Here is a 26,081-nt window from a genome sequence, read left to right on the forward strand (position 1 = left end):
GCCATGGCAAGCAAAGTAGCAAAAGTCAGCGTTTATGCCTGGGAAGGTAAAGATAAAAAGGGTACGAAGATCACCGGTGAACTCAGCGGTCACAACCCCGCGCTGGTCAAAGCTCAGCTACGCAAACAAGGCATCAATCCGATCAAGGTACGGAAAAAAAGCAGTTCGATCTTCAGCAAGGGCAAACGCATAAAACCCTTGGACATCGCTCTGTTCACCCGACAGATGGCTACCATGATGAAAGCAGGCGTACCGCTCTTGCAATCATTCGACATTATCGGCGAGGGTTTCGATAACCCAAACATGCGCAAGCTGGTTGACGATATCAAACAGGAAGTTTCTTCCGGAAATAGCTTTGCAACCTCTCTGCGCAAAAAACCGGAGTACTTCGACGAATTGTATTGCAACCTGGTCGACGCGGGAGAGCAGGCGGGTGCTCTTGAAGGTTTGCTGGAGCGCGTGGCCACCTATAAAGAAAAAACCGAGGCGCTGAAAGCAAAGATAAAAAAAGCGATGACCTACCCTATTGCAGTGGTCATTGTGGCAATCATTGTTTCCGGTATTTTGCTTATAAAAGTGGTACCGCAATTTCAGACCGTTTTTGCCAGTTTCGGCGCACAACTACCTGCCTTTACATTAATGGTCATCGGCCTCTCGGAAATTCTCCAACAGTGGTGGTGGGTGGTCATCGCGTCGATCGTGGGCAGCAGCTTTTTGTTCAAACGTCTTCATGAACGCTCGGAACGCTTTCGAAACTGGTTAGATAGAAGCATGCTTAAGCTTCCTATAATCGGCGGATTGATTTATAAATCCTCAGTCGCACGATACGCCCGCACACTGTCGACAACCTTTGCAGCCGGTGTGCCCTTGGTGGAGGCTCTTGATTCCGTAGCGGGAGCAACGGGGAATATTGTGTTCAGAAATGCTGTTAACCGCATCAAGCAAGATGTCTCGACAGGCATGCAACTGCATTTCTCCATGCGTGCCACCGGCGTATTCCCAAACATGGCGATTCAGATGACCTCAATTGGCGAAGAGTCCGGTGCATTGGATGATATGCTCGACAAGGTAGCCAGTTACTATGAGGGCGAAGTCGATAACATCGTCGATAGCCTGACTAGCCTCATGGAACCGATGATCATGGCAGTGCTGGGCATTATTGTCGGCGGCTTGGTCATTGCCATGTACCTTCCAATCTTCCAGCTAGGCAATGTGGTCTAGATGTCCCTACCCGAATACCTGACCAACCACCCGCCGGCCTTTGTTTTATTCGCGCTGATGCTCGGCCTGATTGTCGGCAGCTTTCTCAATGTCATTATCTGGCGCTTGCCGAAGATGCTCACACGCGATTGGCGTGCACAAGCCCATGAGGTCCTCGGCCTTCCCCAGCCCGACCTCGCTGCGACCTACAACCTGCTACTGCCTCACTCCCATTGCCCGCATTGCAATCACCGGATCCGCGCTTGGGAAAACCTGCCGCTGATCAGTTACGCCCTGCTACGCGGCAACTGCTCAAGCTGTCAGGCGCCTATCAGCAAGCGCTACCCGCTGACCGAACTGGCCTGTGGCCTGCTCTCGGCCTTTATCGCCTGGCAGTTTGGTTTCGGTTGGCCCGCCGGCCTGATGCTGGTGCTGACCTGGGGCCTGCTGGCCATGAGCCTGATCGACGCCGATCATCAATTGCTGCCCGACGCTCTGGTCCTGCCGCTGCTCTGGTTGGGCCTGATCGCTAACCACTTCGCGATCTTCACCACCCTGGACGACGCGCTCTGGGGCGCTGTCGCCGGCTACCTGAGCCTGTGGTCGGTGTACTGGGTGTTCAAGTTGCTGACCGGCAAGGAAGGCATGGGCCACGGTGACTTCAAGTTGCTGGCGATGCTCGGCGCCTGGGGCGGTTGGCAAATTCTGCCGCTGACGATCCTGCTGTCATCGCTGCTGGGCGCGGTACTGGGGCTGATACTGCTACGCTTGCGCAATGCCCATGCCTCGACCCCGATACCCTTTGGTCCCTATCTGGCGATAGCCGGCTGGATTGCTCTGCTCTGGGGTGGTCAAATAACGGCTTCCTATCTGCAATTTGCCGGGTTCAAATGACCACATCTGTTGCAAAACCCTGGATTCTCGGTCTTACCGGCGGTATCGGCAGCGGCAAGAGCGCGGCGACCCAACACTTTATCGACCTTGGCATTCATGCCGTGGATGCCGATCAAGCCGCCCGCTGGGTGGTGGAGCCTGGGCGCCCGGCGTTACTGAAGATCGTCGAACACTTCGGCTCTGGCGTGCTGCAAGCCAATGGCCAACTGGATCGCGGTGCCTTGCGCGAGCTGATTTTCGCAGACGCCCAACAACGACGCTGGCTGGAAGCACTGCTGCATCCGCTAATCGCCGAGGAAGTCGCCAGCCATCTGGCCCTCGCGCAATCGCCCTACGCGATCCTGGTTTCACCCTTGCTGATCGAGTCAGGCCAGTACGCCACGACCCAACGCCTACTGATCATCGACGCGCCGCAGACGCTACAGGTTCAACGCACCCTGCGACGTGACCAGACCAGCGAAGAACAAGTGCAAGCCATCCTCAAGGCCCAGGCCAGTCGCGAGGAACGGCTGAAACACGCCGACGATGTGCTGGTCAACGACCGCGATCTCGCCTGGCTACACAGCGAAGTCGAACGCCTGCACACCTTTTACCTTACCTTGAATGGAGGCCAATCATGAGCCAATCCCTGACCGTCGAGTGCCCGACCTGCGGCGCCCCCGTGGAGTGGAGCACAACCAATGCCAACCGGCCCTTCTGCTCCGATCGCTGCAAGCTGATCGATCTAGGCGCCTGGGCCTCGGAGGAACACAAGATTGCCGTCGGCCCGGATGCCGAAGACGACCTGTTCTGCGACGATCTGCCACCTCGCGCCCACTGAGCTGATCAGAGGGCGCATATAGCGCTAGCGCAGCCGATCAAGCCGCTGGGTACCGACCGACGATACCGGTCAACGCGAGCCTCCGGGCGGCTCGTGGTCCTTCCACGGCGCAGACAGGTAACGTGTGCGGTTGAAGGTCTCCAGCCATTGCGGGCAAAACACCACCAGCGCACTGATCACCAGGCCGTTGATAAAGGCCTCGGGAAAAATGATCAGCCAGAGGTAGCCGATAAAGTCCCCCAGCCACTCCGGCATGGCGAAACGCTCGTCGAACCACAATAGCGCCAGGCCCGACAGCAGGCAGAGCAGCGCCGCCAGGGCGGCAGCAAAAAAACCCGAACAGAAGATATACACAAAGGGATTTCGCGGCTGAGCGCGCTCCACCAGGACCGCGCAGGCTTGCGTTACCAGCACCGGCAGCAGGATCAACAATGTACCGTTGACCCCCAGGGCCGCCAGATCCTGGCGTCCGAGCAGGACCAGTCCAAGTTGCGCCACCAGGCCCGCGACAATCGCCAGCGACCAATCCAGCAGCAAGGTGACGGCGGTCAGGCCGATAAAGTGATAAGACACACCACTGTCGAAGTCACGCCGCACCAGCCAGAGCAGGAACAACGCGAACACTGTGCCGAACAGCAAGTGCTGGCGCCGGCTGTCGGTGAACAGCTCGACCCAGGGAGAGCGCCAGACCGCCCAGAACACCATCGGCACATAAATCAGCCAGCCGCTGACCAGGGTGGCGGACGACAGCAGTTGCGCACCGATCATGAAACCACCTCCGTCACGCCTGAGGCGCCCTTTTTGCGTAGGTCCTACAGTCTACACCGAGCCTGGCGGCGATCCGCACCGACAAAATCCTCGATGCACTACCAGCGATGATGATTTCGACGCTAAGCTTGGGCCATGGACGACTCAGACTTCTTACGTTTGCTGACCATCCAGGCCGAGCAAGCCAACACGTTTCTCTCCAATGCCCGTAAATGGGAGCGTGAGCGTTGGGTCTGCCAACGCCTCCTGCAAGGGCTGAATGTACCCTACCGCAACGAAGACTTTCATCCCGCCGGGCAGGAACCGCCGGATGTGCTGTTTCGCGATGCGTGCTTCGAAGTATTTTTCGTCCTCGACGAAGGTCGTCGCCTCAACGACGAATGGCGTGAAGAACTGCAGCGCCGACGCAGCGCTTTCTCCCTGAGTCAGCTAGTACGCCGAGAGGCCAAGCCCCGGCGTATTCCTGCTGCTGAATTGCTGCAACGCCTGGCACCGACCCTGCGCAAAAAAAGCCACAACTACCAGGAACGTGGCCTGGACCTCAGCGAGTTGGACATCATCGCCTTCGCCAGCCTGAAACGCGAAGTGCTGGACCTCAACAGCCACTTCCCACCGCCCACCGAATACCTGCGCCAGGGCTGGCGCTCGCTATCGCTGGTGGGCCCGACTTTCGCCCGAGTGCTGTTCGCCCACCCTGATGCGCCGGATTTTCTGCGCGGCAACCTCGGGCGCAGTATTGTCTTCGATGTCGGTATCAGCCTGTGAACCATAGTGTAAGCTCCTACTATGTAGCGTTTACCTATCCAGTTACGTCTACCTGACGAGGCCTTTTTATGAGCAGCCGCCTGAACCCGGACGACCAGAAGCATGTCGAAGAGTACCTGCAACTCTCCCAGCACCAAGTCGAGCGCCGGCCTTTCCGGCCGTGGATGCTCCTGCTGGTGGTGCTGGTCGTGGTGATCGGTTTGGGCCTGTTGAGCCGTCTCTTGAGTTATCTGGCGCTATGAGCTGCCTCGCGCTCGCGCGGATAACGCAAGCACAGATTTCCTTTAGCCTTGCGAGATATCCCCATGAACCATCGTATTGTGATCGTCGGCGGCGGCGCTGGCGGCCTGGAGTTGGCGACCCGCCTGGGTAAAACCCTGGGCAAGCGCGGCACGGCCAGCGTCGTGCTGGTCGACGCGAATCTGACACACATCTGGAAACCGTTGCTGCACGAAGTGGCCGCCGGCTCCCTGAACTCTTCGGAAGACGAACTCAATTATGTCGCCCAGGCGAAATGGAACCACTTCGAGTTCCAACTGGGGCGCATGAGCGGGCTTGATCGCGCTGGAAAAAAGATCCAACTGGCCGCGACCTATGATGAAAACGGCGTGGAATTGCTACCCGCCCGCGAGTTGGGCTATGACTCCCTGGTGATCGCCGTGGGCAGTACCACCAACGATTTCGGTACTCAGGGCGCCGCCCAGCACTGCCTGTTCCTCGACACCCGCAAACAGGCCGAACGCTTCCACCAGCAACTGCTCAATCACTACCTGCGTGCCCATGCCGGCAACCTTGATGCGCCAGAGCAAATGATCAGCGTGGCCATTGTCGGCGCCGGTGCCACCGGCGTGGAGCTTGCCGCCGAACTGCACAACGCAGCCCATGAGCTGGCCGCCTATGGCCTGGACCGGATCAAGCCGGAAAACATGCATATCACCCTGGTCGAAGCCGGGCCACGGGTGCTGCCCGCCCTGCCAGAGCGGATCGGCGGCCCCGTGCATAAGACCCTGGAAAAGCTCGGGGTCCGGGTCATGACCAACGCCTCGGTCAGCGAAGTGACCGCCGAAAGCCTGATCACCGCTGATGGCCAGGTGATTGCGGCGAGCCTCAAAGTCTGGGCAGCCGGAATCCGCGCGCCGGGCTTCCTGAAGGACATCGACGGCCTGGAAACCAACCGGATCAACCAGCTCCAGGTGCTCCCGACGCTGCAAACCACCCGCGACGAAAACATCTTCGCCTTTGGCGATTGCGCGGCCTGTCCGCAACCTGGCAGCGACCGCAATGTGCCACCACGTGCGCAAGCGGCGCATCAACAGGCGTCGTTGCTGGCCAAATCGCTGAAGCTGCGGATCGAAGGCAAGACCTTGCCGGAGTACCGCTACACCGACTACGGCTCACTGATTTCACTGTCGAAATTCTCCGCCGTCGGCAACCTGATGGGTAACCTGACCGGCAGCGTGATGCTGGAAGGCTGGCTGGCGCGGATGTTCTACGTGTCGCTGTATCGCATGCACCAGATGGCGCTGTATGGCACCTTTCGCACGTTGATGCTGATGCTCGGCAGTCGGATCGGGCGCGGGACCGATCCACGGTTGAAATTGCACTGATGGGTTGTGTGCCCTCACGAGTCGCGTTGGGGGCATGCGGTCTTTTAAGGTAATTGTCACATCAACCGCTCAACAGTAAGTTTGGCGACCAGACTGCTCGGAGCCTCTTGTCGCCCCAACCCTACCTAACGCGCTTCAAAAACCCATCCGGGGCCACGCTGATTTGCAATTTATGATCGATCTTCTTATCGATCTCGAATTCAGGATGTTGCTTCAAATAATCTTTTACCGCACTTTTCGGGCTGTTTCCCGGACCCCACGGGCGATCCTGGATCAAATCCACCGGCATATCTTCAATCAAGGTATCGAAGACGACGCAATAGCTACCGACGCTCACCAGATCAGCATAAGCCTCAAGCTCACCCAACACATGATCATGGGTATGATTGGAGTCCAGGCAGACCAATACGCGTTTGTAACCTTTCGCGTATTCCCGAACCTTGGAGATCGTAGCGTCATCGATGCTCGAACCCTGGATCATTTCAATCATGTGCGACATCGGGTGCGCTTTGATCGCCTCATGGTTGTGCTGGCGAATATCGATATCGATACCCAGCACTCGACGCTTGCTAGCACGCGGATCAAGGGGGGTGCCCTGCTCGACTGCCTCGCAATAATCAAGCATCGCCAGCATCGAGGCACTGAAAATCAATGACCCGCCATGGGCGATCCCGGTTTCGATGATCAGGTCCGGCTTAATATCCCAGATCAGTTCCTGCATCGCCCAGGTATCGTTGGGGAACTGGATGGCCGGGCGACCGAACCAGGAAAAGTTATAGGCCCATTTGTGTCGGCTGATCTCGCGAACCCAGACCCGGGACAACGCTTGCAGATCGGTGTCGGCTCCCAGTGCTTCAATGTTCTCTGCGACTTCCTGACGAAACTGCTCATGCGGGTTCATTTTTAAAGCTTCTCCAATCTGTAGTTGCGGATTTTATAGACTCAAGCCCAAGCTTGCCGCAGTTCGCCACCAGGTCCAGGGCAGATACATACGGCGTAAAATCGCCGTGGGCCTGGGGGTAAGGTGTGCAGTTATAAGCCATGTATTCAACGGCCACCCCCGAACGTTCGAACAGTTCGTGATCGAGGTAGCGGCTGGCACCATGGCCTGTAATGTATGTGTCCCCGTCCAGGCTTTTGACCACACGAAGGACACGATCGCTGCTGCTTCCCGGGATATCCAGCGACTCCACGTCAATGAAGCGGCAATGGCTATCCAAGCCAAAATACTTGACCAACGCCATCAAGGATGCGCGGGCCAGCGCTCCGATATTGCGGTAATCCACCGCGTAGAGTCCTTCGACGAGTTCAAGGGCGTCACGACGAAAGGGCGCATTCGCCAGGCTGCTTTCCAGCAATGCCAGGTGAGTATCCCGCCATTGCTCGCTGGGTGGCACCTGCACTTCATTGATCTTTTGTCCAAGATGAAGATCCACCAGCGGAACCGTCATCCAGCGCATACCCTGCGGCGTCTTGATCTGTACTCGATTGACGAAGCTGCCCTTGGAAAACTGCACGTCGTCGTAGTGCACAAATACGTCGGCCAGGCGGACTTGTTCCAGAAGTCCTACCCATGGAAAAAGCATTGATTGCGAAATGACGATGTTCATAATTCACTTAGCTCAAAAAGAGTTCCATAAGCACCACGTCCTGCCAGGCACCGGAAATGAACACGTGATTCGAGAGTTTTCCACAGTGCTTGAAGCCAGCTTTTTCATAGCATCTGATTGCCGCGCCATTGTCGCCCCTGACCTTCAGCCAGATCTTGCCCAGTCCCCAGGTATCGCGCAGGTAGGCACTGGCCAGAGCTAGCACCTCAGGGCCGATCCCGCGCCCTTGGGCGGGGGCAGCCAGGCAAATGCCCAGCTCCGTATTGCGGCTGACAAAATCGGTATTCTTGAACTGCACAAAACCCAGTGCCGAGTCATCGCCAGGATCCGCCAGAATAAACATGAAGCTGTCGTTGGCGCTTGAAAAGCCTTTCAGCCATTCACGTACCTGGCTTTCGTCACTGCCCCGCGCACGGGCCAATAATTGCGCCTGTAAGGCGATATCGTTACGCATATCGCGCAACAGAGGCAGGTCCGCCTCTTTCCAGGTCCGCAGAAGAACATTTTTCCCGACGATCATGCTGCTTGCCCGTCTAGATACACCAGGGAAATATCACGGTCCCGCAGCCAACCCAAGCCGTTGATGACCGCGTGGGCAATACTGGGATTCAAACCCACATACAGTACTTTCACATCCAGGGGCAAAGACTCGGGAGCAAGGATTGGCTTGCCGAACAGTTCTTTCCCCTGCTGGAAAGGACTGGCATCCAGGAAACAACTGACGTTATCGAAATCGCTCATGGCGCTCGCGATATAAGCACCATAGAAACCCGAACCGTAAATGGCCTTGGTGATACCGGCGTTGGCTTTCGAAGTTTCGAAAATCCGCTGATTGACCAACTCCCAATAATGAGCCAGCGACTGCGACTGCTTGAGCGTTTCAGCGATATCGACAGTCATCGGCTGCTGGCGGCCCTTGCGGGCGGTAAAGACCAAAGCCCCCCGGTGTGCGCTGTCGTCGATCTGGATATCGGTAAATCCGGCCGCGTCGAGCAAATGAGCCAGCGACGGCGTAGTGAAATGGTTGACGTGATCAATCACGACAAAATCCGCGACATTGCCGAAAGTGTCGGGAACGATGCCATAGAACACCCCGCCGTCCTTGAGCAAGGCGTGAACCTTCTTTACCGTCTCGACCGGCTGAGGAATATGTTCCAGGGCGAAGAAGGAGGTCAGTACGTCAAAGCTGGAGGCCCAGGATTGAGGTGTCGTATGGATCGCGTACTTTTCGCGACTGATGAACTTCTCCCAGTACTCCTTGTACATGGAACTGACATCGAACAAATGAATGTTCAAGTCGCTACGCACACCACCCAATTTTTTCAGCGTGGAGGCCTTGGCGCACCCGTAGTCAAGAACCCTGGCACCTTCAGGTAGGTTCAGCTTGCCCAGCAAGGTAGCGATCTGATGGTCGGTACGGTAGACAATTTCGCCGTCCTTGACCTCATAGATCTGATCTTCTTCTTCATCACTCAGAAGAATCCTGTAATCGGATTCATAATAAGCAACCGTGTCGGCAAACGCCTCGCTGCGCAGATGCGCGCACAGCGGGCACGACCAAACATTGACTTGCCCATCGCGAAGCTCACACAGCGAAGTCAGGGACTGATTCGAGCTGGCCGTATAGATAGGCTTCTCGAGCTCAGTGAGACAAACATTGCAGTGCATCATTGTTTACTCCGCGTGAAATAATTCTGGATGTACGGTGCGAAAATCAACGCCCGCCGCATAGGACCCTTTCCAGCCGTGCGAACGACCGACGGGATCTGCGAAATTGAAATATCTGAACTGCATGGACCAGCGCGCTCTGTCACTTTTGTTATAACCAGAGCAATGCAAGAGCATGAAGTCGACAACGACCAGATCACCGGGTGAAGTCAGCGGGGCGATTTGACTGTACCTCTGCAGGTACTGTTGCTCATCCTTGATCATCAACGCGTAAGCTCCGGTACGGCCAGCACCTTCCGGGTCGGCATTGCAAACAGGCAAAGCCCCCAGCTTATGCGACTCAGGACAAAATACCACCGGCCCCAAAGCCTCTGTCACACTGACCAGAGGGCTCCAGAAAACCAGCCCATCGACACTGCGCAGTTGGGCCGGATATTCCTGATGCCACATCGCGCGATATTTGTCTTCGAACGGGCAATCGATACGGATGCCATACCCTCCCGCCGCGATGCCGGGGATAGAGCCCTGCCTTAACGCCGAAAACAGCGCCTCATGGCGCGGATGGGCGACCAGGCGCATGAATGCGGGAATCTGCTTCACGGCGTCATAGACCTCACCGCCCCAGGCACGATTTACCTTGATCAGGTCCAGAAATCCCTTGTCGAATGCCCACGGGTCATAAGCCCCTCGCAGGTCCGCAATACCATGCCTGAGCATGACCTGACCGATGACGTTGTAGATACCGCGCTGGACTGCATCGATATCGACCTCGTCATAAAAATTCCGAATGATCAAAACACCCTTGTGTTCAAACTCGGCGATCTGCTCTGGCTTCAAGTCTCTATTCATGGTGCGCTCTGGATCAGGGTCGATGAACACTCGATTGATTCGAAGTGCTTACAGCGTCGAGAAAACCGCGCACACCCGCTCTAGCTCAGCGATAGTGAGGTCGTGATAACTCGGCAGATTCATTGCGCGCAACGGAATGGAATAGGCGTTCACATTCTCGGGCCGTGCGTCGAACATCGGCAGGCTGGAGAGCGGATGGAAAAATACCCGAGCATCGATATTGGCGGCTTTAAAGGCCGCCTGCAGCCGTTCGCGACTCATGCCGGCTTGTTCTTCAAACACCACCGTCGGCATCCAGGCTCCGATAACCGTGCCTTCATACTGGGCATTGAGCTCAATATCCGGGTACGGCTTGAGTCGCTCCCGATAGAGCGCCATGATTTCCCGCTTGCGCTGGATCAGATCCTCAATGCGTTCCATCTGGGCGCAACCGATTGCGGCCTGAATATTCGACATCTTGTATTTGAAGCCGACAACGTCCGGCCAGAATTGCCGGGGCTGCCCTCTTGCCCTGCCATGATTTGACAGGGTCAGCACTTTTTCATACAGCGCGGCATCGTTGGTGACAAACATGCCGCCCTCGCCGGTAGTCAGCGTTTTCGTGCCATGAAAGGAAAAACTGCCAAAAGTGCCCATGCTACCGGCGCGCTTGCCGTGATATTCCGAACCGATCGCTTCGGCCGCATCCTCGATAACGGGAATGCCGTAGCGTTGGCCAATTTCCAGCAAGCGGTCCATATCACACAGGTTGCCGTACAGGTGCACGGCAACAATGGCCTTGGTGTTGACCGTGATGGCGGCTTCGACCCGCTCAGGATCGATGCACCAGGTATCAGGAAGAATATCGACGAATACAGGTATTGCCCCCAGGTGCTCGACAGGTGCGACGGTCGCGATCCAGTTCGTGTCCGCCATGATCACTTCGTCACCGGGGCCTATGTCCAGGGCCGCCATGCCCATGTGCAGCGCACCCGTACAGCTGGAGGTAGCGATTGCATAATCAACACCGAGATGAGCCTTGAACGCATTCTCGAAACGCACGATGTACTCGTAGCATTTATCGCCCCAGCCATTTCTGGCGGCGTCGGCGGCGTACTCGACTTCCAATTCGGTAATCGACGGCTTGGTGTAGAAAATCCGCTCGCTCATTTGACCTCCAACGTGGGAATGGCGGCAACGAACTGCCCTCCCCAATCTCTTACATAGCGATGATGGCCGATCACTTCATCGGCGATATTCCAAGGCAAAATCACCACTGTATCGGGTTGGGTTTCCTTGAGTTTCTCCGGCGAATACACCGGGATATGGCTGCCCGGCAGATACTTGCCTTGCTTGGACGGCGCGGCATCACAGACGTAGGACAAAAGGTCGGGCTTGACGCCCGCATAATTCAACAGCGTGTTGCCCTTTGCCGCGGCGCCATAGGCGACGACCTGCCGACCCGCCCGCTTTTGTTCGATCAGGAAACCGAGCAAGCCATTCTTGACTGCATCGGCCCGTCCTTGAAAATCTTGATAGACCTCAAGCCCGCGCAAACCAAACCGCGCCTCGGCGTCCAGCACACGAACGACCTCATCGCTGTCGCCACGAAGGTCTTCGACATGACAGCCATACACCCGCAGGCTACCGCCATGGGTCGGCAACTCTTCGACATCGCAGACCCGCAAGCCGGCCTGGGTAAAGATCCGCTTCACGGTATAGAGCGACAGATAGGAAAAGTGCTCGTGATACACCGTATCAAACTGAGCATGCTGAATCAGGCGCATCAGATGCGGAAACTCGAGGGTAATGGTGCCCTGCGGCTTCAAGGCCGCTTTCAGTCCACGGGTGAAATCATTGATATCCGGCACATGGGCAAACACGTTATTGCCTGCGATCAAATCCGCCTGGCGACCCTCGTCGGCGAGTCGCTTGCCCAGGATCTCGCCGAAGAACTCACGCAACACCTCGATACCCATTTCTTGCGCGGCGGCGGCGGTGCTGGCAGTCGGTTCGATGCCCAGGCACGGGATATCGGCAGCCAGAAAATTCTTTAACAAATAGCCGTCATTGGAGGCCACCTCGATCACGAAACTGTCAGGCCCAAGCGCCAGGCGCTCGATCATGGCTTTCGAATAGGCGCTTGCGTGGGCCAGCCAACTGCTCGAAGTCGATGAGAAGTAGGCATAGTCCTTGGAGAAGAACAGGTCTGCCTGAGCGTAATCTTCGGTCTGGACCAACCAGCAGTGCTCACACACTTTGAGCTTCAGCGGAAAGTAAATCTCCGGCGCACTCAACTGTGCCTCGCTCAGATACGAATTGGAGGGCGGGGCAAAGCCGAGATCGAGAAAAGTGTGCTGTAGCGGCTCACAACAATGGCGACATTTCATACATGAAGTCCGGCAAATTCGTTGGATAGCAAAGCGTGATGCTTGTCGCGCTCGGAGAGATCGGTCACAGGCAACGGCCAGGTGATTCCGACCCGAGGATCGTCATAACGGACGGCGCCCTCGGCTGCCGGTTCATAGAAAGCCGTGTGCAGGTAGAGCAATTCACTATCGGCCTCCAGCACCTGGAAACCATGGGCACAGCCTTGTGGAATGACCAGCATGCGCGCGGTCTGGGGATTCAGTTCCTCGGCATGCCAGCGCAGAAATGTCGGCGAGTCGACGCGCAAATCCACAACAACATCCCAGACACGCCCCTTCAGGCAACGGACCATCTTCATCTCGGCATGCGGAGCCTGCTGGAAATGCAAGCCACGCACCGCCCCTACGCTGGCCGTGCGCGAATGATTAATCTGCACAATACGTTGCTCGCCTAAAGCCTGGGCCAGACTCTTTTCGCAAAACAAACGGCTGAACGCGCCGCGGTGATCCTGATAAGGCTGGGTTTCGACCACCAGTGCGCCATCTATGGGCGTGGGCCGAATATTCATGAGTCGATCCAGATACAACCCGCCTCTGCTGCGGCGTTGACATATCGTTCCAGTTGCTCACGGGTGATTGCCTGCCCCGTGGTGGACTGATGACGATACCAATCGGCGGTCATTTCCAGGCTCTGCTCCAGGGTCCAGACCGGCTGCCAGGCCAAGCGCGCTCGTGCTTGTGCGCAGTCGAGGTAAAGCAGGTTGGCTTCGTGGGGCTGCTGCGCCGCCGTCGTATGCCAGGAAAGTTCGGGCCAATGCAGCCGTAGCCCGGCGAGTACCTGCGCGACGGTTCGATTGTCTTGCGCGGCGGGGCCAAAGTTCCAGGCGCCCGCCGCCGATTGGTCAGACGCCAGAAGGCGTTGGCCGAGCAAAAGATAACCGGACAGGCATTCGAGCACATGCTGCCAGGGACGGGTCGACTCAGGAGAGCGGATTTCCAGCGATTGGCCAGCTCGCACCGCCTTGACCAGATCGGGAATGAGGCGATCCTCGGACCAATCCCCTCCACCGATGACATTGCCGGCACGCGCCGAGGCGATCAGTGGCGCATCATCGCCGCCCCAGAAGGCCTTGCGATAGCTATCGACAACCAGTTCACTGGCGGCCTTGGAGGCGCTATAGGGATCATGACCGCCAAGACGGTCATTTTCACGATAGCCCCAAGGCCACTCATTATTGGCATACACCTTGTCCGTGGTGATCACCACCACCGCGCGCACGCTGGGCGTCTGCCGGCAGGCTTCAAGGACGTTCGCGGTGCCCATTACATTGGTCGACCAGCTTTCCAACGGATCACGGTACGAGCGCCTGACCAGTGCCTGGGCAGCCAGGTGGAAAACGATTTCCGGTTGAGCCTGCTCGAACGCGCTGCGCACCACTGCCTGATCACGGATATCGCCACGCCAGTCAACCAAGGGATTGTTCAACAGGTCCCAGTGAGCCGGGACGCTCTCGGGAGCCAGACCGAACCCCGTGACCTGCGCACCGAGTTCGCAAAGCCAAGTCGCCAGCCAACTGCCCTTGAACCCCGTATGCCCGGTCAGCAAGACCCTGCGGCCTCGATAGCGCTCACCGAACTGTTTCATGCCCAGTGCTTCCAGGGTGGATTACCTTTGCTCCACAAGTCCTCGAGGTGATTCTTGTCTCGTAAGGTATCCATCGCCTGCCAGAAGCCATGGTGTTGATAGGCCATGAGGTTGCCTTCTTCCGCCAACTGCATCAGCGGCTCAGCCTCCCAACTGGATTGATCATCGACGATATAATCAATGACTGCCGGATCAAGCACAAAGTAACCGCCATTGATCCAGGCACCGTCACCAACGGGTTTTTCCTGGAAACTATTGACCTGGCCGTCCTGCAGGTTCAAGGCTCCATAGCGTCCCGGCGGCTGGATGGCGGTTACCGTGGCGGGCTTGCCATGGGCATGATGAAAATCGATCAGCTCACGGATATTCACATCCGACACACCATCGCCATAGGTAAAGCAGAACGGCTCGTTGCCAAGGTGTTCGCGAACACGCTTCAGGCGCCCCCCTGTCAGGGTGTCCTCGCCGGTATTGACCAGGGTCACGCGCCATGGCTCAACATAGCGTTGATGCACTTCCATGCTGTTATTGGACATGTCGAAGGTGACATCGGACATATGCATGAAGTAGTTGGCGAAATATTCCTTGATCACATAGCCTTTGTAACCGCAGCAAATCACGAAGTCATTGATCCCATAGTAGGAATAGAGCTTCATGATATGCCAGAGAATTGGCTTGCCACCGATCTCGATCATCGGCTTGGGACGCAGATGAGACTCTTCGGAAATACGCGTACCCAGCCCACCCGCCAGAATTACCGCCTTCATGGGAAAACCTTACTGCTGATGTCGATAAGGACCGCTGGTTGAATCAAAAGCGCGGCAGTACTCCTGTTTGCACCAAGGCTCTACAAGACCGAGGTACTACAAGGATAGGAACAAAAGCAGGTTTTAGCATGGCGATAGGGGGATGAATAGCCCGTCATCCTGGCCCATTTCTTGAGTTTGAACGCAAAAAAAAAGCACCCTGACGGATGCTTTTTTTTGTATATGGTCGGGGTAAGGGGATTCGAACTCCTGACATCCTGCTCCCAAAGCAGGCGCGCTACCGGACTGCGCTATACCCCGGTAAAAAAAAAGCACCTTTTAGTTTGAAATTAAAAGGCGCTTTCCTCGATCAGCGCTTTTGGCTTCTGATCTTAAGATTCGATCCCAGCGCTAGCTGGTTTCAAAAATGGTGGGTCGTGTGGGATTCGAACCTACGACCAATTGGTTAAAAGCCAACTGCTCTACCAACTGAGCTAACGACCCAAAAATGGTCGGGGTAAGGGGATTCGAACTCCTGACATCCTGCTCCCAAAGCAGGCGCGCTACCGGACTGCGCTATACCCCGATTTGAAATTGGCTCCGTGACCAGGACTCGAACCTGGGACCCAATGATTAACAGTCATTTGCTCTACCGACTGAGCTATCACGGAACTGCATATTTCAAGTTACAACTTTTACAGCTAACGCTCACTTTCATCGCTGAAAGCTGGCTCTTCGACTCGCTCGCATCACTGCGTTCGTGTGTCTGAGGCGCGCTATTCTACAACCTTAAACCACTCTGTCAACCCCTTAAATTGCTTTCAAGACAATGATTTGCAATCTTTTTTCAGGAATTTCCCTAGAGAGAAAATCCGGGGTGACTGTACTGCGGGGCGCACTTTACAAGCCTTTTTCTTTGAGTTCAACGCCCTATCGAAAAAAAGCCCCGCGATCACGAAGCTCTTTCCCCGTCAGTGCCGCAATGACTCAGGCAAAGACGATTTCATCGTTTTCCACCGTGCCCATGACGCTCGCCCCTGGGATAAAGCGTCCCGACAGGATCAATTGGGCCAACGGGTTTTCGATCCAGCGCTGGATCGCCCGCTTAAGCGGCCGTGCGCCATAGACCGGGTCGTAACCGACAGCAATCAGCTTGTCCATGGCCTCGTCGCTCAGTTGCAGTTTCAATTCGCGCTCGGCCAGGCGCCCACGCAGGCGTCCCAGCTGGATCTCGGTGATACCCGCGATCTGATCCCGCGCCAATGGCTCGAAGATCACCACTTCGTCGACCCGGTTGATAAACTCCGGCCGGAAATGGCTACCCAGCGCGTCCATTACCGCTGCCCGCTGCGCCTCGCGATCACCGACCAACTCCTGGATCTGCACCGAGCCCAGGTTGGAGGTCATCACGATGACCGTATTGCGAAAGTCCACGGTACGACCATGACTGTCCGTCAGCCGGCCATCCTCCAGCACCTGCAAGAGGATATTGAACACATCGGGATGAGCCTTCTCGACCTCGTCCAGCAGGATGACGGAGTATGGCTTGCGACGCACCGCCTCGGTCAGGTAACCGCCTTCTTCATAGCCCACATAGCCCGGTGGCGCCCCGATCAGGCGAGCCACGGAGTGTTTCTCCATAAACTCGGACATATCGATGCGTACCATCGCCTCTTCGGTATCGAATAGGAACTCGGCCAGGGCTTTGCACAGCTCGGTCTTGCCCACGCCGGTCGGCCCGAGGAACATGAATGAACCGCTTGGTCGATTCGGGTCGGACAACCCGGCACGGGAGCGCCGCACCGCGTTGGCAACCGCCACCACCGCCTCGTCCTGACCGATGACGCGCTGATGCAGGAGGCTTTCCATCTTCAACAGCTTGTCGCGCTCACCTTCTAGCATCTTCGACACCGGGATGCCGGTCCACTTCGAGACGACCTCGGCAATCTCCTCTTCGGTCACTTTGCTGCGCAGCAACTGGTTTTCGCTGTGACCGTGCTGGTCGACCATCTGCAGGCTGCGCTCCAAGTCAGGGATAACCCCGTATTGAAGTTCGGCCATGCGGTTGAGGTCGCCCTTGCGGCGGGCAGCTTCGAGCTCCTGGCGCGACTGCTCGATTTTTTGCTGGATCTGCGCGGAACCCTGCACCTCGGCTTTTTCCGAGGTCCAGATTTCCTCCAGATCGGCGTATTCGCGCTCCAGGCGGATAATTTCTTCCTGGAGTTTTTCCAGGCGCTTGATCGCCGCTTCGTCGTCTTCTTTCTTCAGCGCCTGGGATTCGACCTTGAGCTGAATCAGACGACGCTCCAAACGATCCAACACTTCCGGCTTGGAGTCGATTTCCATGCGGATGCGGCTGGCAGCTTCATCGATCAGGTCGATGGCCTTGTCCGGCAACTGGCGGTCGGTGATGTAGCGATGGCTGAGCTTAGCCGCAGCGATAATCGCGCCGTCGGTGATCGCCACCTTGTGGTGCACCTCATACCGTTCTTTCAGGCCGCGCAGGATGGCAATCGTGTCCTCCTCGCTCGGCTCGTCCACTAGTACCTTCTGGAAACGCCGTTCGAGGGCCGCGTCCTTCTCTATATATTGGCGATACTCGTTGAGCGTGGTCGCTCCAACGCAGTGCAGCTCGCCGCGAGCCAACGCCGGTTTGAGCATGTTGCCAGCATCCATCGAGCCTTCGCCCTTGCCGGCGCCGACCATGGTGTGCAATTCGTCGATAAACAGAATGATCTGCCCTTCCTGCTTCGACAGTTCATTGAGCAGCGACTTCAGGCGCTCTTCGAACTCGCCCCGGTATTTCGCCCCGGCAATCAGCGCGCCCATGTCCAGCGACAACAGGCGCTTGCCTTTCAGGCCATCCGGGACTTCGCCATTGATGATGCGCTGGGCCAGGCCTTCGGCGATGGCAGTCTTGCCCACGCCGGGCTCACCGATCAACACCGGGTTGTTCTTGGTCCGCCGTTGCAAGACCTGGATGGTGCGACGGATTTCGTCGTCACGCCCGATCACCGGATCGAGCTTGCCCTCTTCGGCGCGTTTAGTCAGGTCGACGGTGTATTTGTCCAGGGCCTGGCGCGACTCCTCGACGTTGGCGTCATTGACCGCCGCGCCACCGCGCAGGTTGGTAATCGCGTTCTCCAGCGCCTTCTTGCTGACGCCCTGGCCCAGCAGCAACTTGCCGAGCTTGCTGTTCTCGTCCATCGCGGCGAGCAACACCAACTCGCTGGAGATAAACTGATCGCCTTTCTGCTGGGCCAGCCGGTCGGCCTGGTTCAGCAGGCGCGCAAGATCCTGCGACATGTTCACGTCGCCGGTAGGATTCTGGATTTTCGGCAATTGGTCGAGCTCTTTGCTCAACGCCTTGCGCAGGCTATTGACCTCGAAGCCTACCTGCATCAGCAGGGGTTTGATCGAGCCGCCCTGCTGCTCCAGCAACGCCTGCATCAAGTGGGCAGGCTCGATGGCCGGATGATCGAGCCCCACGGCCAGGGACTGAGCATCGGATAATGCCAACTGCAATTTGCTGGTTAATCGGTCTATACGCATTTTTCACCTTCCTTTTGAGCAGGCCGGAGCGATGGACACACCTGAATGAAAAAAACCTGCCAGATACCTCTATAGATGCGGTCGACTCCTGGAGTTTCAAGCGTCGGAAGGTTGACGCAGATCAACAGAATCTAGTGGTCTGTAAGGTTAGCTCGTTAGCTCAAGCTCGACGGCCACGCAGGCCACTAGCCTTCGAGCCAGATCAGCGAAGCGAAACGACCGGTACGCGGGCTGCGCCGATAGGAATAGAAGCGCGGATCGGAAACCGTACAGAAGCCGCCACCATGCACCGAAGTGATGCCACATGCCGCCAGACGCACGCGCGCCAAGGCATAGATGTCCGCCATGAAGCGCCCGGCGTTGCGACTGGGCACAAAGGCCTCGATGGTTTGCGGATGGCTTGAGGTAAAGGCCTCGCGGACCTCAGCCCCGACTTCAAAAGCTTGCGCACCGATGGCCGGACCGAGCCAGACCAGAATCTCGGAGGCGGGCACATCAAGGCTGTCGACGGCCGCTTCCAGTACACCTGCCGCCAGGCCGCGCCAACCAGCATGAGCCGCCGCTACACGGCTACCGGCACGATCACAGAACAAGGCCGGAAGGCAATCGGCAGTCATCGCCGTACAGGCAATCCCTGGCGTTGCGGTCCAACTGCCATCGGCCTCGGCGGTGACCGCAGGATCAGCCTCGACCACCACCACCCCATGCACCTGACGCAGCCACGCCGGCTGGATAGCAAAAGCGTCATTGAGGCGTCGGCGATTTTCCGCGACCGCAATCGGGTCGTCATCGACATGATCGCCCAGGTTCAGACTATCGAACGGTGCCAGGCTGACACCGCCCGCCCGAGTGGTGACGCAGGACCTGACCCTCGCCGGCGCGGGCCAGTCAGGAATCAGCCAGTCACTCACCCGATGAACGCCTCGCGATCCTGCTTGAGCAGCGACAGCAACCAGACGAAATCGTCCGGCAGCGGTGATTCCCAGCTCATGCGTTGACCCGTCGTCGGATGATCCAGTTCCAGGAAGCGTGCATGCAGGGCCTGACGCGGAAAGTTTTTCAACGACTCGACCATGGTCATGCTCGCCGCCGGGGGAATCCGGAAACGTCCGCCATAGGCCGGATCACCGACCAACGGGAAGTTGATGTGGGCCATATGCACACGAATCTGGTGGGTGCGACCGGTTTCCAGCTTCACTCGAACGTGGGTATGGGAGCGGAAACGCTCAAGTACGCGGTAATGGCTCACCGCCTGCTTGCCGCCCTCCATCACTGCCATGCGCTGGCGCTGCTGGCCGTGCCGACCAATCGGCGCGTTGATCTTGCCACCCGCCGTCACCACGCCGATCACGATGCATTCATAGATGCGGCTGACGCTGCGACTCTGCAACTGTGTGACCAGTTGCGTCTGCGCCTGGATGGTTTTGGCCACGACCATCAGGCCGGTGGTGTCCTTGTCCAGGCGGTGTACGATGCCCGCGCGCGGTACGTTGATGATATCCGGCACATGGTGCAGCAAGGCGTTGAGCAAGGTGCCATCGGCATGCCCGGCGGCCGGATGCACCACCAGGCCCGCGGGCTTGTTGATGACCAAAATATCGTCGTCTTCGTAGACGATATCGAGCTCGATGTCCTGGGCGATCCATTCTCCCTGCGCTTCTTGCTCGGCGGTCAGCTCAAGAACGGCTCCGCCGTGGACGATGTCTCGCGGGCGAATGACCGCTCCATTCACTGTCAGGCGACCGTCTTTGATCCAGGCACAAAGGCGCGAACGCGAGTGCTCGGCGAATAGTTGTGCGGCAACTTGATCGAGGCGTTGGCCACCCAGTTCGGATGGCACCTCTGCGCGAAGTTCAATTTTATCGGACATGCTCGGACTGGGCGTCGGCACAGCCTTTGGTTTCGGCTGCGCGCTTGTGGTTAAATACGGCGTCTTTTGCCCTGAGGCTTTCAACGGGGCACTCATCATAACAGGACGGCTCCGCTCAAGACAGCGGCCGTCATAGGGACGCAAGCCGCCATGCAAGTGAAACACCTGCTGCTGATCGCCATCCTCGCACTGACCGCTGCTTGCTCATCGAAGGAAGTCGTTGACGAAAACCTGAGCGAAGTCGAGCTGTACCAGCAGGCGCAGACCGACCTGGATAACCACAGTTATACCAGCGCCACCACCAAGCTCAAGGCCCTGGAGTCGCGTTACCCGTTCGGCCGCTATGCCGACCAAGCCCAACTCGAACTGATCTACGCCAACTACAAGAACGCTGAGCCGGAAGCGGCCAAATCCGCGGCGGAGCGTTTTATCCGCCTGCACCCACAGCACCCGAACGTGGATTATGCCTACTACCTCAAGGGGCTGACCTCTTTCGACCAAGACGTGGGCCTGCTGGCGCGCTTCCTGCCGCTGGACATGACCAAGCGTGACCCAGGTGCCGCCCGCGACTCCTACAACGAATTCGCCCAGCTCACCAGCCGCTACCCCAACAGCCGCTACGCACCGGATGCCAAACAGCGCATGATTTATCTGCGCAACCTGCTGGCCTCCTACGAAATCCATGTGGCCGACTACTACCTGACTCGTCAAGCCTACGTCGCGGCGGCCAACCGGGGTCGCTACGTGGTGGAAAACTTCCAGGAAACCCCTTCGGTCGGTGACGGTCTGGCGGTGATGGTCGAGGCCTACCAGCACCTGCACTTGGACGAACTGGCCAGCAGCAGCCTGGAGGTGTTGAAAACCAACTATCCAGACCATCCAAGCCTGGTCGACGGCCAGTTCGTGCCACGCGTCGCCAAGGCGGACAACCGTTCCTGGCTGAGCAAGGCCACTCTGGGCCTGATCGAATCCCGTCCGCCGCTGCCACCGGGAGAAACCCGCGCCAACCAAGACGTACTCAAACAGTTCCAGGATGCCAAGGATGCGATTCCCGCAGACCTGAAACCGGCTGAAGGAGACGCTGTTGAAGAAGAGCAGCATGAGGCCCAAGGTAGCAACAGCAACCGTTCGTGGTTCAGCTACATGACTTTCGGTGTGTTCGACTAAGCGCTTCAATCGAACCGCTGTCCAGGAAAGAGCCTTTCAAGGCTCTTTTCTTATCTTGGAGCCGACCTAGTGGCCTGTGTGGTTAGGTCTATGAGTCAATTTCGGTGCCACAAGCCCCTGGCCGGCGTTGTCGTTCCTCGCCATAGCCCGGCTATGACTCGTCACAGCGCCTTGGCCATGAACTTCTGGCATCCGAACTTGAGCTGACGAACTCACCGTACAGGCCACTAGTGTAATTGCTCTGTGCGACCGTCTTGAGCTTGGCTAAACTGCCGGATCATTCACCGCATAGCTGGTCGCCATGGTTCGTTTACTGTTCTGGATTGCTCTGATTGCCGCCGCCGTATGGTTCTGGCGCAAATTCAAACGGGGCGAAACCTCGGCTCGCCCCTCCGACGAGCTCAGTGCCCCGCCCATGGTGCGTTGTGCCCATTGTGGCGTACACCTGCCCCGTGACCACGCCCTCAGCCAACAGCAGCAGTGGTATTGCAGCCAAGCTCACCTCGAGCAAGGCCCGGGCGCTCGTGACCGCTGAAACCCTCAGTCTCGGCGGTTCCCAGGCACGACGCCTGCTACGGCTCTATCACCTTTATCGACTGAGCATCGGCGTGGCACTGATCCTGCTGATTTCCAGCAAGATGGACGACAAGCTGCTGGACCTGGCCGACGACGAGCTGTTTCGCACCGGCAGTTGGATCTACCTGACCCTCAATATCCTGGTGGTGGTGTTGCTGGAAAATCCCAAGCGCCAGGCCCAGGTCTTCAGCCTGGCGCTGACCGACGCCGTCATGCTCTCAGGTCTGTTCTATGCCGCTGGCGGCACACCCAGCGGTATCGGCAACCTGCTGATCGTCTCGGTGGCGATCAGCAACGCACTGCTGCGGGGTCGTATCGGCCTGCTGATTGCGGCCGTTTCGGCCATCGGCATTATTTACCTGACCTTCTACCTGAGCTTAAGCCTGCCGGCGGCCGCCAACGATTACCTACAGGCCGGGTTACTAGGCGCTCTATGCTTCGCCGCGGCGCTGCTGGTCCAGGGCCTGACCCGCTTGCTCATCGTCAGCGACACCCTGGCCGAACAACGCGCCACCGACGTGACCAACCTCGAAGCGCTCAATGCGCTGATCTTGCAACGCATGCGTACCGGTATCTTGGTGCTCGATGCCGAGTATCGTGTTCAATTAGCCAACCCGAGCGTCCTGGAAATGCTGAACCAGACCGATGTCCTTGGACGATCGATCGAGAGCGGCTCACCGGAGCTGATAGACCGCCTGCGCCTGTGGCACAGCAACCCTACATTGCGCCCGCAAAGTCTGAAAATCGCCGGAGGCAGTGCCGTACTGCAACCGGCGTTTATCGCCTTGCGACGCGGTGAACAACAGCAAACGTTGGTTTTCCTCGAAGACCTGTCACAGATCGCCCAACAGGCCCAACAACTCAAGCTCGCGGCCCTGGGCCGCCTGACCGCCGGAATCGCCCACGAAATCCGCAACCCTCTCGGCGCCATCAGCCACGCTGCCCAATTGCTACAGGAATCAAAGGAACTGCGAGGTTCCGACCGGCGCCTCACGCAGATTATCCAGGACCAGTCCAAGCGTATGAATCGGGTGATTGAGAATGTGCTCCAGCTGTCTCGAAGGCAACCGTCCGAAGCGCGGCTGCTAGACCTCGGTGCCTGGCTGCAAACGTTCGTCAGCGAATGGCGCGAACGAGCGCCTGCGAACCAGCAACTTCATCTGGAGATCGACAATGCCCGGATGCAAACCCGCGCCGACCCACTGCAGTTGACTCAAGTGTTGAACAACCTGCTGGAAAACGGTCTGCGCTACAGCGCCCAATTGCACGATCAGGCGCAGGTCTGGCTGAAACTGGCGCTGGAACAGAACAATGGGTTGCCGACTCTGGAAATACTCGATAATGGCCCCGGCATCGCGCCCGAGCGGTTGCAGCATCTGTTCGAGCCGTTCTTCACCACCGAAAGCCAGGGCACGGGCTTGGGCCTGTATCTGTCCCGCGAACTGTGCGAAAGCAACCAGGCCCGCCTAGACTATTCAAGACGCCAAGGCGGTAGTTGCTTTCGCATCACCTTCGCTCACGCACGCAAACAGAGTTGAACATGAGCCCACGGCAGAAGATCCTGATCGTCGATGATGAACCGGATATCCGCGAACTCCTGGAAATCACTCTGGGTCGGATGAAGCTCGATACCCAAAGCGCCCGCAATGTCGGCGAAGCCCGAGACAAACTGGCTCAGGACAGCTTCGACCTGTGCCTGACCGACATGCGCCTGCCGGACGGCACGGGACTGGAACTGGTCCAATACATCCAACAGCGTCATCCCCAGGTGCCAGTGGCAATGATCACCGCCTATGGCAGCCTGGATACTGCGATCAACGCACTCAAGTCCGGTGCCTTCGACTTCCTGACCAAGCCGGTGGATCTGGCCCGCTTGCGGGAACTGGTTACCAGCGCCTTGCGACTGCCGATGGCCGGTGAAAAACCACTGGCCATTGATACCCGTCTGCAGGGCGATTCGCTGCCGATGCGCGCCCTGCGCAAACAAATCGACAAACTGGCCCGCAGTCAGGCCCCCGTGTATATCAGTGGTGAATCAGGCAGCGGCAAGGAGCTGGTGGCGCGCTTGATCCATGCGCAGGGCCCTCGCGCCGAGAGCCCGTTCGTGCCGGTCAACTGCGGGGCCATTCCTTCGGAACTGATGGAAAGCGAGTTTTTCGGCCATCGCAAAGGCAGCTTCAGCGGCGCGGTCGAAGACACCCCTGGACTGTTCCAAGCCGCCAACGGTGGCACCTTGTTTCTCGATGAAGTCGCTGACCTGCCTCTTGCCATGCAGGTCAAGCTGCTGCGGGCGATCCAGGAAAAGGCCGTTCGCAGCGTCGGCGGTCAACAGGAAGAAGTGGTGGATGTGCGGATTTTGTGCGCCACCCACAAAGACCTGAGCGCTGAAGTCAGCGCCGGACGCTTTCGCCAGGACCTGTATTACCGGCTCAACGTCATTGAACTGCGGGTCCCCTCGCTGCGCGAACGCCGCGACGACATTGAGCCGCTGGCGACCCATGTACTCAAGCGTCTGGCGGCAGGTAGCGGGCTGCCTGCCGCCAAACTCCACCCCAACGCCCTGGATATCCTCAAGGGTTATCGTTTTCCCGGTAATGTGCGTGAACTGGAGAATATGCTCGAGCGGGCTCATACCTTGTGTGAAAACGAGCAGATCGAGGCCAGCGACCTGCGGCTGGCGCAAGCCGACGGCAATAACGCCGAGCCTGGGGGGCCGAATCTGGCGCAGATCGATAATCTGGAAGATTACCTGGAAAGCATCGAGCGCAAGCTGATTCTCCAAGCCTTGGAAGAAACCCGCTGGAACCGCACGGCGGCGGCCCAACGGCTGAACCTGTCGTTCCGTTCGATGCGTTATCGTCTCAAGAAACTGGGGTTGGATTGAGCCGCCCTTGAGGCGCGTAGGGAGCCGGGTCGATGATCGGCTCGTTTCCCAGCAACAGATCGGCAAACAGTTGGCAGGACGCCGGAGCCAGCACCAAACCGTTGCGATAATGACCGCAGTTGAGCCAGAGCCCGTCAAAACCAGGCACACGGCCAATAAACGGAATACCCGCAGGTGACCCAGGGCGTAATCCCGCCCAATGGGCAACGGGCTCGGCACCGGCCAACGCAGGAAGCAACTCCGCCGCCGATGCTTTGAGGCTGTCCAGCGCCGGTACAGTCGGTGTCTTGTCGAAACCTTCATGCTCCAGGGTGCTACCGATCAGGATATGGCCGTCACGTCGCGGAATCGCATAACGGCCTTTGGCCAGGATCATGCTGGGCAAGAAATCCGCCGCGCATTTATACAGAATCATCTGGCCCTTGACCGGTTCAACCGGCAGCTCCAGGCCCAGGGTCTTCAGCAATTCGCCACTCCAGGCGCCAGCGGCCAGCACCACCTGATCGGCTTGAATATCACCCGTTGAAGTCCGCACGCCGGCGATTTTCCCACCCTCGTGGATAAAATCGCTGACCTCGCACTGCTCGTGAATCGTGACATTGGGCAAGGCCTGCAAGGCCGCCTTGAGTGACTTCAGCAAACGCGGATTGCGCACATTGGCGACATTGGCCATGTAGATCGCCCGGCAATACCCCCCGCCCATGACCGGCACCGCATCGTGGACCGCCGAGATATCCACCGAGCTCAGCGGGCGTTTCTCGCGCTCGGCCCAGGCCAAAGCCTCGGCTTCGTCATCCAGGTCGAGCCAGTAGAGGCCGGTGGTATGAACTTCCGGATCCACCCCGGTCTGGGCGAAAAGTCTCGCCCCAAGCTGTGGGTAAAAATCCTGCGACCAATGGGCCAGCGCCGTGACGGCCGAACTGTAGCGCCACGGGTACAACGGCGAAACGATCCCACCGCCGGCCCAGGAGGCTTCCTGGCCGAGGCCGGAGCGATCCAGCAAAGTCACCCGGGTGATCTGGGAGGCCAGGTTGAATGCCGTCAGCAGGCCGATCACTCCGCCGCCGACGATGACTACATGTTGCTGGGTGTTCATTGATTGATCCAGACAG

At 58.0% G+C, this 26,081-nt stretch carries 26 protein-coding genes and 4 tRNA genes; 11 read left to right on the plus strand and 19 right to left on the minus strand.

Translation table 11 applies throughout. The features are described from left to right. Window positions 1-3: 3 nt before the first annotated feature. The 4 genes from BMX68_RS14360 to yacG are packed head-to-tail and all read left to right on the plus strand — an operon-like array spanning window position 4 to window position 2,914. The gene (locus BMX68_RS14360; RefSeq protein WP_017132862.1) at window positions 4-1,221 is read left to right on the plus strand and encodes a type II secretion system F family protein; all 1,218 of its coding nucleotides are present in this window, start codon (window positions 4-6) and stop codon (window positions 1,219-1,221) included. Next, complete coding sequence (locus tag BMX68_RS14365; RefSeq protein WP_017132861.1) at window positions 1,222-2,094, plus strand: prepilin peptidase; 873 nt, start codon at window positions 1,222-1,224, stop codon at window positions 2,092-2,094. Further along, window positions 2,091-2,714, plus strand: coding sequence for a dephospho-CoA kinase (coaE, locus tag BMX68_RS14370; RefSeq protein WP_017132860.1), 624 nt, complete (start codon window positions 2,091-2,093; stop codon window positions 2,712-2,714). The genes BMX68_RS14365 and coaE overlap by 4 nt, the downstream gene beginning before the upstream one ends. After that, a complete protein-coding gene (gene yacG / locus BMX68_RS14375) occupies window positions 2,711-2,914 on the plus strand; it encodes a DNA gyrase inhibitor YacG (protein ID WP_017132859.1) in 204 nt (67 codons plus the stop codon). Before coaE ends, yacG begins: the two co-directional genes overlap by 4 nt. Window positions 2,915-2,983: 69 nt before the next feature. Here yacG and BMX68_RS14380 read toward each other — a convergent pair whose 3' ends face one another. Next, entirely contained in the window at window positions 2,984-3,682 is a 699-nt protein-coding gene (locus tag BMX68_RS14380) for an energy-coupling factor ABC transporter permease (RefSeq protein ID WP_017132858.1), read from the minus strand. 135 nt (window positions 3,683-3,817) lie between these two features. Between BMX68_RS14380 and BMX68_RS14385 the strand changes: the two genes are divergently transcribed. From BMX68_RS14385 to BMX68_RS14395, 3 genes are all read left to right on the plus strand, one after another. Continuing rightward, window positions 3,818-4,447 (plus strand): DUF1780 domain-containing protein, encoded by a 630-nt coding sequence (locus BMX68_RS14385; RefSeq protein WP_017132857.1) that lies wholly within the window; start codon window positions 3,818-3,820, stop codon window positions 4,445-4,447. 68 nt (window positions 4,448-4,515) lie between these two features. Beyond that, complete coding sequence (locus BMX68_RS14390; protein WP_017132856.1) at window positions 4,516-4,689, plus strand: DUF3094 family protein; 174 nt, start codon at window positions 4,516-4,518, stop codon at window positions 4,687-4,689. A gap of 63 nt (window positions 4,690-4,752) precedes the next feature. Continuing rightward, complete coding sequence (locus tag BMX68_RS14395) at window positions 4,753-6,054, plus strand: NAD(P)/FAD-dependent oxidoreductase (protein WP_017132855.1); 1,302 nt, start codon at window positions 4,753-4,755, stop codon at window positions 6,052-6,054. A 121-nt stretch (window positions 6,055-6,175) separates the two neighbouring features. Here BMX68_RS14395 and BMX68_RS14400 read toward each other — a convergent pair whose 3' ends face one another. The 17 genes from BMX68_RS14400 to rluD all read right to left on the minus strand — a co-directional run bounded on the left by BMX68_RS14400 (window position 6,176) and on the right by rluD (window position 20,342). Beyond that, entirely contained in the window at window positions 6,176-6,955 is a 780-nt protein-coding gene (locus tag BMX68_RS14400) for a cephalosporin hydroxylase family protein (RefSeq protein WP_017132854.1), read from the minus strand. After that, window positions 6,942-7,664 (minus strand): WbqC family protein, encoded by a 723-nt coding sequence (locus BMX68_RS14405; protein WP_017132853.1) that lies wholly within the window; start codon window positions 7,662-7,664, stop codon window positions 6,942-6,944. The genes BMX68_RS14400 and BMX68_RS14405 overlap by 14 nt, the downstream gene beginning before the upstream one ends. Window positions 7,665-7,671: 7 nt before the next feature. Then, window positions 7,672-8,184 carry a GNAT family N-acetyltransferase gene (locus BMX68_RS14410; RefSeq protein WP_017132852.1) on the minus strand — a complete coding sequence of 171 codons (513 nt, stop codon included), beginning with the start codon at window positions 8,182-8,184 and terminating at the stop codon, window positions 7,672-7,674. Beyond that, window positions 8,181-9,335 (minus strand): class I SAM-dependent methyltransferase, encoded by a 1,155-nt coding sequence (locus tag BMX68_RS14415; protein ID WP_017132851.1) that lies wholly within the window; start codon window positions 9,333-9,335, stop codon window positions 8,181-8,183. Before BMX68_RS14415 ends, BMX68_RS14410 begins: the two co-directional genes overlap by 4 nt. 3 nt (window positions 9,336-9,338) lie before the next feature. Then, complete coding sequence (locus BMX68_RS14420) at window positions 9,339-10,181, minus strand: phytanoyl-CoA dioxygenase family protein (protein ID WP_026013267.1); 843 nt, start codon at window positions 10,179-10,181, stop codon at window positions 9,339-9,341. Window positions 10,182-10,229: 48 nt separating this feature from the next. Continuing rightward, on the minus strand, window positions 10,230-11,330 hold the full coding sequence (locus BMX68_RS14425) for a DegT/DnrJ/EryC1/StrS family aminotransferase (RefSeq protein WP_060783265.1): 1,101 nt from the start codon (window positions 11,328-11,330) through the stop codon (window positions 10,230-10,232). Beyond that, complete coding sequence (locus BMX68_RS14430; protein WP_017132849.1) at window positions 11,327-12,550, minus strand: class I SAM-dependent methyltransferase; 1,224 nt, start codon at window positions 12,548-12,550, stop codon at window positions 11,327-11,329. Before BMX68_RS14430 ends, BMX68_RS14425 begins: the two co-directional genes overlap by 4 nt. Continuing rightward, window positions 12,547-13,098, minus strand: a complete 552-nt coding sequence (rfbC, locus tag BMX68_RS14435; protein ID WP_017132848.1) for a dTDP-4-dehydrorhamnose 3,5-epimerase — start codon at window positions 13,096-13,098, stop codon at window positions 12,547-12,549. Before rfbC ends, BMX68_RS14430 begins: the two co-directional genes overlap by 4 nt. Continuing rightward, window positions 13,095-14,174: a CDP-glucose 4,6-dehydratase gene (gene rfbG, locus BMX68_RS14440; protein ID WP_017132847.1), complete on the minus strand. Its 1,080-nt coding sequence runs from the start codon at window positions 14,172-14,174 to the stop codon at window positions 13,095-13,097. The genes rfbC and rfbG overlap by 4 nt, the downstream gene beginning before the upstream one ends. Continuing rightward, a complete protein-coding gene (gene rfbF, locus BMX68_RS14445) occupies window positions 14,171-14,941 on the minus strand; it encodes a glucose-1-phosphate cytidylyltransferase (protein WP_017132846.1) in 771 nt (256 codons plus the stop codon). The genes rfbG and rfbF overlap by 4 nt, the downstream gene beginning before the upstream one ends. A gap of 223 nt (window positions 14,942-15,164) precedes the next feature. After that, a tRNA-Pro gene (locus BMX68_RS14450) sits at window positions 15,165-15,241 on the minus strand. Between the two features lie 107 nt (window positions 15,242-15,348). After that, a tRNA-Lys gene (locus BMX68_RS14455) sits at window positions 15,349-15,424 on the minus strand. Between the two features lie 5 nt (window positions 15,425-15,429). Continuing rightward, window positions 15,430-15,506: transfer RNA gene (locus tag BMX68_RS14460), tRNA-Pro, on the minus strand. Between the two features lie 9 nt (window positions 15,507-15,515). Then, a tRNA-Asn gene (locus BMX68_RS14465) sits at window positions 15,516-15,591 on the minus strand. A gap of 316 nt (window positions 15,592-15,907) precedes the next feature. Beyond that, entirely contained in the window at window positions 15,908-18,472 is a 2,565-nt protein-coding gene (clpB, locus tag BMX68_RS14470) for an ATP-dependent chaperone ClpB (RefSeq protein WP_017132845.1), read from the minus strand. A 185-nt stretch (window positions 18,473-18,657) separates the two neighbouring features. Then, window positions 18,658-19,383, minus strand: a complete 726-nt coding sequence (gene pgeF, locus BMX68_RS14475) for a peptidoglycan editing factor PgeF (RefSeq protein WP_017132844.1) — start codon at window positions 19,381-19,383, stop codon at window positions 18,658-18,660. Next, entirely contained in the window at window positions 19,380-20,342 is a 963-nt protein-coding gene (gene rluD / locus BMX68_RS14480) for a 23S rRNA pseudouridine(1911/1915/1917) synthase RluD (protein ID WP_017132843.1), read from the minus strand. The genes pgeF and rluD overlap by 4 nt, the downstream gene beginning before the upstream one ends. 150 nt (window positions 20,343-20,492) lie before the next feature. Between rluD and BMX68_RS14485 the strand changes: the two genes are divergently transcribed. The 4 genes from BMX68_RS14485 (at window position 20,493) to BMX68_RS14500 (ending at window position 24,969) form a co-directional block, all read left to right on the plus strand. After that, window positions 20,493-21,509 carry an outer membrane protein assembly factor BamD gene (locus tag BMX68_RS14485; protein ID WP_017132842.1) on the plus strand — a complete coding sequence of 339 codons (1,017 nt, stop codon included), beginning with the start codon at window positions 20,493-20,495 and terminating at the stop codon, window positions 21,507-21,509. Between the two features lie 301 nt (window positions 21,510-21,810). Further along, window positions 21,811-22,044 (plus strand): PP0621 family protein, encoded by a 234-nt coding sequence (locus BMX68_RS14490; RefSeq protein ID WP_017132841.1) that lies wholly within the window; start codon window positions 21,811-21,813, stop codon window positions 22,042-22,044. Continuing rightward, window positions 22,034-23,623: a sensor histidine kinase gene (locus tag BMX68_RS14495; RefSeq protein ID WP_017132840.1), complete on the plus strand. Its 1,590-nt coding sequence runs from the start codon at window positions 22,034-22,036 to the stop codon at window positions 23,621-23,623. The genes BMX68_RS14490 and BMX68_RS14495 overlap by 11 nt, the downstream gene beginning before the upstream one ends. 2 nt (window positions 23,624-23,625) lie before the next feature. Next, window positions 23,626-24,969: a sigma-54-dependent transcriptional regulator gene (locus BMX68_RS14500; protein ID WP_017132839.1), complete on the plus strand. Its 1,344-nt coding sequence runs from the start codon at window positions 23,626-23,628 to the stop codon at window positions 24,967-24,969. Here the strand turns inward: BMX68_RS14500 and thiO are convergent. Further along, window positions 24,947-26,065, minus strand: coding sequence for a glycine oxidase ThiO (gene thiO, locus BMX68_RS14505; RefSeq protein WP_017132838.1), 1,119 nt, complete (start codon window positions 26,063-26,065; stop codon window positions 24,947-24,949). The genes BMX68_RS14500 and thiO overlap by 23 nt on opposite strands. Between the last annotated feature and the right edge of the window lie 16 nt (window positions 26,066-26,081).

The organism is Pseudomonas agarici (genome assembly GCF_900109755.1).
GTDB classification, from domain to species: Bacteria; Pseudomonadota; Gammaproteobacteria; order Pseudomonadales; family Pseudomonadaceae; genus Aquipseudomonas; species Aquipseudomonas agarici.

Bases quoted from the DNA above. Each gene is read 5' to 3' on its own strand.
- rfbC (WP_017132848.1), bottom strand. From the start codon at position 13,098: ATGAATATTCGGCCCACGCCCATAGATGGCGCACTGGTGGTCGAAACC.
- BMX68_RS14365 (WP_017132861.1), top strand. From the start codon at position 1,222: ATGTCCCTACCCGAATACCTGACCAACCACCCGCCGGCCTTTGTTTTA.
- BMX68_RS14430 (WP_017132849.1), bottom strand. From the start codon at position 12,550: ATGAAATGTCGCCATTGTTGTGAGCCGCTACAGCACACTTTTCTCGAT.
- BMX68_RS14360 (WP_017132862.1), top strand. From the start codon at position 4: ATGGCAAGCAAAGTAGCAAAAGTCAGCGTTTATGCCTGGGAAGGTAAA.
- BMX68_RS14500 (WP_017132839.1), top strand. From the start codon at position 23,626: ATGAGCCCACGGCAGAAGATCCTGATCGTCGATGATGAACCGGATATC.
- BMX68_RS14490 (WP_017132841.1), top strand. From the start codon at position 21,811: ATGGTTCGTTTACTGTTCTGGATTGCTCTGATTGCCGCCGCCGTATGG.
- rfbF (WP_017132846.1), bottom strand. From the start codon at position 14,941: ATGAAGGCGGTAATTCTGGCGGGTGGGCTGGGTACGCGTATTTCCGAA.
- BMX68_RS14425 (WP_060783265.1), bottom strand. From the start codon at position 11,330: ATGAGCGAGCGGATTTTCTACACCAAGCCGTCGATTACCGAATTGGAA.
- BMX68_RS14380 (WP_017132858.1), bottom strand. From the start codon at position 3,682: ATGATCGGTGCGCAACTGCTGTCGTCCGCCACCCTGGTCAGCGGCTGG.
- BMX68_RS14485 (WP_017132842.1), top strand. From the start codon at position 20,493: ATGCAAGTGAAACACCTGCTGCTGATCGCCATCCTCGCACTGACCGCT.
- clpB (WP_017132845.1), bottom strand. From the start codon at position 18,472: ATGCGTATAGACCGATTAACCAGCAAATTGCAGTTGGCATTATCCGAT.
- rluD (WP_017132843.1), bottom strand. From the start codon at position 20,342: ATGTCCGATAAAATTGAACTTCGCGCAGAGGTGCCATCCGAACTGGGT.
- BMX68_RS14415 (WP_017132851.1), bottom strand. From the start codon at position 9,335: ATGATGCACTGCAATGTTTGTCTCACTGAGCTCGAGAAGCCTATCTAT.
- BMX68_RS14410 (WP_017132852.1), bottom strand. From the start codon at position 8,184: ATGATCGTCGGGAAAAATGTTCTTCTGCGGACCTGGAAAGAGGCGGAC.
- BMX68_RS14400 (WP_017132854.1), bottom strand. From the start codon at position 6,955: ATGAACCCGCATGAGCAGTTTCGTCAGGAAGTCGCAGAGAACATTGAA.
- BMX68_RS14390 (WP_017132856.1), top strand. From the start codon at position 4,516: ATGAGCAGCCGCCTGAACCCGGACGACCAGAAGCATGTCGAAGAGTAC.
- coaE (WP_017132860.1), top strand. From the start codon at position 2,091: ATGACCACATCTGTTGCAAAACCCTGGATTCTCGGTCTTACCGGCGGT.
- BMX68_RS14395 (WP_017132855.1), top strand. From the start codon at position 4,753: ATGAACCATCGTATTGTGATCGTCGGCGGCGGCGCTGGCGGCCTGGAG.
- thiO (WP_017132838.1), bottom strand. From the start codon at position 26,065: ATGAACACCCAGCAACATGTAGTCATCGTCGGCGGCGGAGTGATCGGC.
- BMX68_RS14405 (WP_017132853.1), bottom strand. From the start codon at position 7,664: ATGAACATCGTCATTTCGCAATCAATGCTTTTTCCATGGGTAGGACTT.
- BMX68_RS14420 (WP_026013267.1), bottom strand. From the start codon at position 10,181: ATGAATAGAGACTTGAAGCCAGAGCAGATCGCCGAGTTTGAACACAAG.
- yacG (WP_017132859.1), top strand. From the start codon at position 2,711: ATGAGCCAATCCCTGACCGTCGAGTGCCCGACCTGCGGCGCCCCCGTG.
- rfbG (WP_017132847.1), bottom strand. From the start codon at position 14,174: ATGAAACAGTTCGGTGAGCGCTATCGAGGCCGCAGGGTCTTGCTGACC.
- BMX68_RS14385 (WP_017132857.1), top strand. From the start codon at position 3,818: ATGGACGACTCAGACTTCTTACGTTTGCTGACCATCCAGGCCGAGCAA.